General features: G+C 33.9%; 6 protein-coding genes. All 6 read right to left on the reverse strand.

What is annotated here, in order from left to right:
• Positions 1–119: 119 nt before the first annotated feature.
• Complete coding sequence (locus tag DXB52_RS14740; RefSeq protein ID WP_117960202.1) at positions 120–1,238, reverse strand: glycosyltransferase; 1,119 nt, start codon at positions 1,236–1,238, stop codon at positions 120–122.
• A complete protein-coding gene (locus DXB52_RS14745) occupies positions 1,228–2,061 on the reverse strand; it encodes a LicD family protein (protein WP_117909521.1) in 834 nt (277 codons plus the stop codon). Before DXB52_RS14745 ends, DXB52_RS14740 begins: the two co-directional genes overlap by 11 nt.
• A gap of 151 nt (positions 2,062–2,212) precedes the next feature.
• Positions 2,213–3,022, reverse strand: a complete 810-nt coding sequence (locus tag DXB52_RS14750) for a LicD family protein (protein ID WP_117960200.1) — start codon at positions 3,020–3,022, stop codon at positions 2,213–2,215.
• A gap of 36 nt (positions 3,023–3,058) precedes the next feature.
• Positions 3,059–3,853, reverse strand: coding sequence for a LicD family protein (locus DXB52_RS14755; protein WP_117909525.1), 795 nt, complete (start codon positions 3,851–3,853; stop codon positions 3,059–3,061).
• A 68-nt stretch (positions 3,854–3,921) separates the two neighbouring features.
• Positions 3,922–4,659 (reverse strand): glycosyltransferase family 2 protein, encoded by a 738-nt coding sequence (locus DXB52_RS14760; RefSeq protein ID WP_472520432.1) that lies wholly within the window; start codon positions 4,657–4,659, stop codon positions 3,922–3,924.
• Positions 4,660–4,676: 17 nt separating this feature from the next.
• On the reverse strand, positions 4,677–4,832 hold the full coding sequence (locus tag DXB52_RS16410; RefSeq protein ID WP_207661769.1) for a glycosyltransferase family 2 protein: 156 nt from the start codon (positions 4,830–4,832) through the stop codon (positions 4,677–4,679).
• Between the last annotated feature and the right edge of the window lie 135 nt (positions 4,833–4,967).

Below are 4,967 nucleotides of genomic sequence, written 5' to 3' on the forward strand. Positions count from 1 at the left end.
AATTTAGTCTTACCATTAACACTAAATATTATAAAAAATGCCCCGAATAAACCAAACATGATCCAGACGATTAAAGAATAAATTCTTTTAAAATTAATATTTTCAAAATACTTTTCCATTTAATCCCCCTTTTGATTACTAAACAGCTGCCTTTCGATCTTATCAATCTGGGATTCTACTGTAAATTCCTCTATAAACTCAGCCATTTCATCTGCATCAGGATACTCCCTGCCTGATATGTAGGATATTATGGCTTCTACAGCTTCTTCATCAGAAGTGATTATCTTTCCAAATTTTCCATTGCATGATAACTCTTTTGCTCCACCTACATCTGTTGAAACAAATGGTTTCCCAAGACTTATCGCCTCTACAAACGCTCCTGAAAACCCTTCCTGATAAGACATAGATACAAGTAATTTTGTACGACTTAAAAATTTATAAGGATTCGTCTGATATCCAAGAAAGTGAACATAATTTTGAAGTCCGTACTTAGAAGTACGCTCCTTAAGTTCATTATCCATATCACCTGTACCTATTAAGTATAAATGATATTTATATCCCATTTGATGAATCTTATTAAGAAGCTCTAAAGTTCTGTCTGTACCTTTAAGCTTTTCAATACGACCGATGCAGCACATGCTGTCTTCTTCCATATGCATACCACAGTCTTCCTTTGCGGGTATCCTTATATCATCAAAATTGTATCCGTTATATATAGTTGTAATTTTGTCTTTATATTCAGGAAAAACATTTTCTATAGACTCCCTTGTCTTTTCTGAAATAGCGACTATAGTATCAGCTGTTCCAAGATGTTTTCTATGGCAACTTAAATACTTCTCATTTTCAGGCATATTTTCTATGCTTCCATGTATCCATGCAATCTTCTTTACATCTTTTCTCTTAGAAAACTGTAAAGGTGGATTCATGATCGTAAAAGATATTTCAATATCATAGTTATCTTTAGCTACATGTCTTCTTACAAGTCCGGGGAACCAGAATCGAAGTCTCCATATAATTGCCTCGGCTATAGATGAATGTTTCTTACTCTTGTATGGCTTTAAGATATTGATGCCTTCTCTAAGTTTTGGCATAGGCTTATCAAAATGTTCCATCTCAAGTATATCAATATCATATTTATCCGGATCAAGATTATTAACTATAGTAGCAAGGATCTTTTCTGCTCCTCCGCCAAGCGAAAATGACCATAGATAAAATAAAACTTTTTTCTTATTTTGCATTGTAATCTCCATGATACTCACGATAACTTCTATCAAGATCAAGTAATAAAGCGTCGTGGTGTGCAACCTGTTTCTCTATTGGAGGTGGTGTCATATAATCTCCAAAAGCTGTTTTTAAATACGCATCATATCCTACTGGAATAGGCATCTTAGTATCCTCAAAAGGTACCATAATATTACTTTCAAATGCCTCTATAGGATACTTCTTCTTCATGTAGAACGGACCTGAGCAGAGTTCTGTAATACCATCGCTGTCTTCCTTAGTATACTTAGTCATTTCCTTCTCTGCCTTTTTCCATATCTTATAACGAAGTTTTTTTCCTCTTATTACACCAAGAAGAACTTTACTTCCAAGACTCATTATTCCACCATGTTTTTCAGGCACTGTCTGTGCACAGAATAAAGAGTATATAAGTGCCCATATAACCTGTTTCTTTCTGTCGCTTTTCTTCTTTGGATAGTAATCAAGAGGAATAACATCAAGGGCAAGTCCGTGTGGAAGATCTAAGTCTACCTGATATGGTTTAACACATGTTGTCTCTCTGTCTCTTATAGTAATAAAAAGGTTACGGTCAACAAATTTATAATTACTCTTTGACATAAAATACTGATATTTAGCTTCCTGTGGCCATAACTTAGCAAGTTTCTCATAATCTTTTCTTGGCATAAAGAAATCAAGATCATCGTCCCATGGAATAAATCCGCCGTGACGAAGTGAACCTATAGCTCCTCCTCCGCATAAATAACATAAAAGATTATGTTCATTACAAAACTCTACAAAATATTCAGCCATCTCAAGACTTTTTGCCTGTATCTGTTCCATATTATTTTCCTTTCCTATTTCAAGTCGAACATCCGTGAGACTTGGCGCGTGATTCTGGTCAGCGAGCTGACATATTCCTATCAGAATCACTGCGCATCCTCGCGGAACGTTTATTTCAGTCGGAGATTGGACTCCCACTGAGATAAAACTCTTACTTTTTCCAGTAAGCTTTTAAAAGGTGACTCTTATAAGCAATCTCTTCATCGCTTGGCTTTTGCATATAGTTTCCATAAAACTGAGTGAGGAAAAGATCATAGTTTTCCGGAATTGGAACAACCATATCCTCAAAAGGTACATCAATAAGTTTCTCAAATGTACCTCTTTTAAATACTTCCTTCATTCCGTCTTTACCAACACCAATTGCCGCTTCGTATTTACCATCTTTAACGCTGTATTTTTTTATAAGCTTGTCAATTTTCTTAGTAAAGAAGCGAGGGTTTACTGCTCCTAAAGCATACCAGAATATAAGTCTGCAGAAATCTTTTAATTTGCTGTCACCATACTGGATATACTGTTTCTGAATATAACAGATCTGACGAAGTGTAACCATAAGATGAGCTTTCTTAATAACCTTAGTATCATTAAATCGGTCAATTGGGAAAACATCTACGAAAACACTTGTGTCATGTGGTTTTCTTGTAACATGGTTTTTGATAACAGTATCCTTATCAACAACAACCATAAAGTTCTGGAAGTACCAGTCACATGTATCTTTATCAAAAATACCGTAGCGTTCATTTCTGTCATTTATAACAGCCGCTTTTAAACGTTCATAGTCTTCTCTGTACATTCCTATATCAATATCGTCATCCCATGGAATAAATCCTTTATGACGAACTGCACCTAACATACTTCCGTAATGAATAAAATATTTAATATTATTTTCTTTACAAATTTTATCTATATAACTTAAGATTCCAAGCTGGGATCCCTGCAATTCTTCTTTTGTTAACTGTTTCATCTCTAATTCCCTTACATAATTATTATTTACTTAAAACTACTTCATATACGCATCAAGCTCATGAGGGTTTACCTGTTTTTCAACGGGTGGAAGCTGCATATAATCACCATAATACTGTCTTAAAAGTTTGTCATACTCTTTTGGACCTTTAAGAGTAACACCCTCAAACGGCATATCTATTATTTCCTTAAAAGGATCAAAATCAAGAACTTCTTTTTCCTTAAACTTAGAAGCAAGAAGACCTATATATTTACCATTGTCCTTTGTATACTTAGCTGAAGCCTTATCTATCTTCTTGGCAAAGAATGTAGGTGATACCGGTTTTAAGAAGAACCAGCATACGCTTCTTATCATATCTTTAATAACACTATCACCGTAAACGATATTGCAGTGCTTGCTAAAAGATAAAAGCTTAAAGCTCTCAAGGTTGTAGGTCTTATCTACTGCCTTCATATCATCGAACCTGTCCATTGGGAAAATATCGATAAATAATCCTGACTCGTAAGTCTTATCATTACGGTTATCAACTATTTTAGTATTAGTATCAATAACTTTTACAAAGTTGTTAAAGTAGTCCTTACTTGTTCTGTGATCAAGAATCTTGTAACGTCCGTTCTTTGGAAATGATGCAATAAGCTTTTCATAGTCAGCTCTTGGCATTGAAATATCAATATCATCATCCCATGGAATAAATCCCTTATGACGAACAGCACCAATAAGTGTGCCGTAGTTCATAATATATTTAAGGCCGTTTTCTTCACAAAAGTTGTGAACATACTCTAATATATCAAGTTCAATCTGTTTTACTTCTTTATCAGTAAGTTTTTTCATTTAATTAATCCCTTTATTCTTCTTTAAATCCTGTAACATAAGAGCTCTGTATATACCAACATTTACTTTTAAGGCAAGAGCGCAATACGTCTGCCTTTTCTGAAAATATGGTTATCTGCGATCTTAAAAGCATTCTTCTTTAAAAATCCAACAACATCTTTATAGTCAGGAAGTTTCTTATAATCATCTACAAGAAGCATACTGTCAAGAACTACAAAATGAGCATATGCTAATCTGAAGAAAGCTTCATCCTTAAGAGATGGAAATTCATTATTGATATAATCAATATATCCTGTATAAGCTTCTATCATATGAAGTTTTCTAGGGTTGTATTTCTGAGTTGTTATACTATCCCCTCTGTGGAAATAATAGTAATAAGGCTTTGTAATAACAACATATGATTTAGCTGCCTTAACAAGGTCAAGGTGATAAAAAGCATCCTCATATATCTTGCCGACAGGAAACTGTAATTTATCTGCAATCTCCTTTTTAATAAGCTTATTACAAACAGATCCCGGAATCTTTTCACCTATAAGAAGTTCCTTTAAAAACTTCTCTCTGTCACACTCAAAAACAATTTCTGTGTCACTGCACTGTGGAACTTCCTTTGTATTGTAAACATTCATGATTCCGCATACTGCAACATCAGAATCAGTTCTTTTTATCTCACTGTAAAGAGAACTTATCATGTCAGGATGAATATAATCATCGCTGTCTATAAATATAATATAATCACCAGTGGCATTTAAAAGGCCGTGATTACGTGCTGATGAAAGTCCTCCATTAACTTTATGGCAGACTTTCACTCTGTTATCTTTTTTAGCTAGTTCATCACAAAGCTACCACTTCCATCAGTGGCTCCATCATCAACTAAGACAATTTCAAGATTATCATATGTTTGATCTGCAATAGATTCAAATGATTTTTCCAAATATTTTTTAACGTTATATACTGGAACAACAACACTTATCTTATCCATGTAATCTACCCTTTACTTTATTAAACATTTCCATGAACACTTCATCTTTAGTAACAATAAGAGCTATACCGTAATATACACAGCATGCTATACCGTAATATACACAGCATACAATAATAGTAACTGCAATATTAA

It is taken from the genome of Ruminococcus sp. OM04-4AA, from assembly GCF_003462585.1.
Classification (GTDB): domain Bacteria; phylum Bacillota; class Clostridia; order Lachnospirales; family Lachnospiraceae; genus Mediterraneibacter; species Mediterraneibacter faecis.

What these genes read in the sequence shown, in the direction of transcription:
- DXB52_RS14755 (WP_117909525.1), bottom strand. Translation starts at nt 3,853, where the DNA reads ATGAAAAAACTTACTGATAAAGAAGTAAAACAGATTGAACTTGATATA.
- DXB52_RS16410 (WP_207661769.1), bottom strand. Translation starts at nt 4,832, where the DNA reads ATGGATAAGATAAGTGTTGTTGTTCCAGTATATAACGTTAAAAAATAT.
- DXB52_RS14740 (WP_117960202.1), bottom strand. Translation starts at nt 1,238, where the DNA reads ATGCAAAATAAGAAAAAAGTTTTATTTTATCTATGGTCATTTTCGCTT.
- DXB52_RS14745 (WP_117909521.1), bottom strand. Translation starts at nt 2,061, where the DNA reads ATGGAACAGATACAGGCAAAAAGTCTTGAGATGGCTGAATATTTTGTA.
- DXB52_RS14750 (WP_117960200.1), bottom strand. Translation starts at nt 3,022, where the DNA reads ATGAAACAGTTAACAAAAGAAGAATTGCAGGGATCCCAGCTTGGAATC.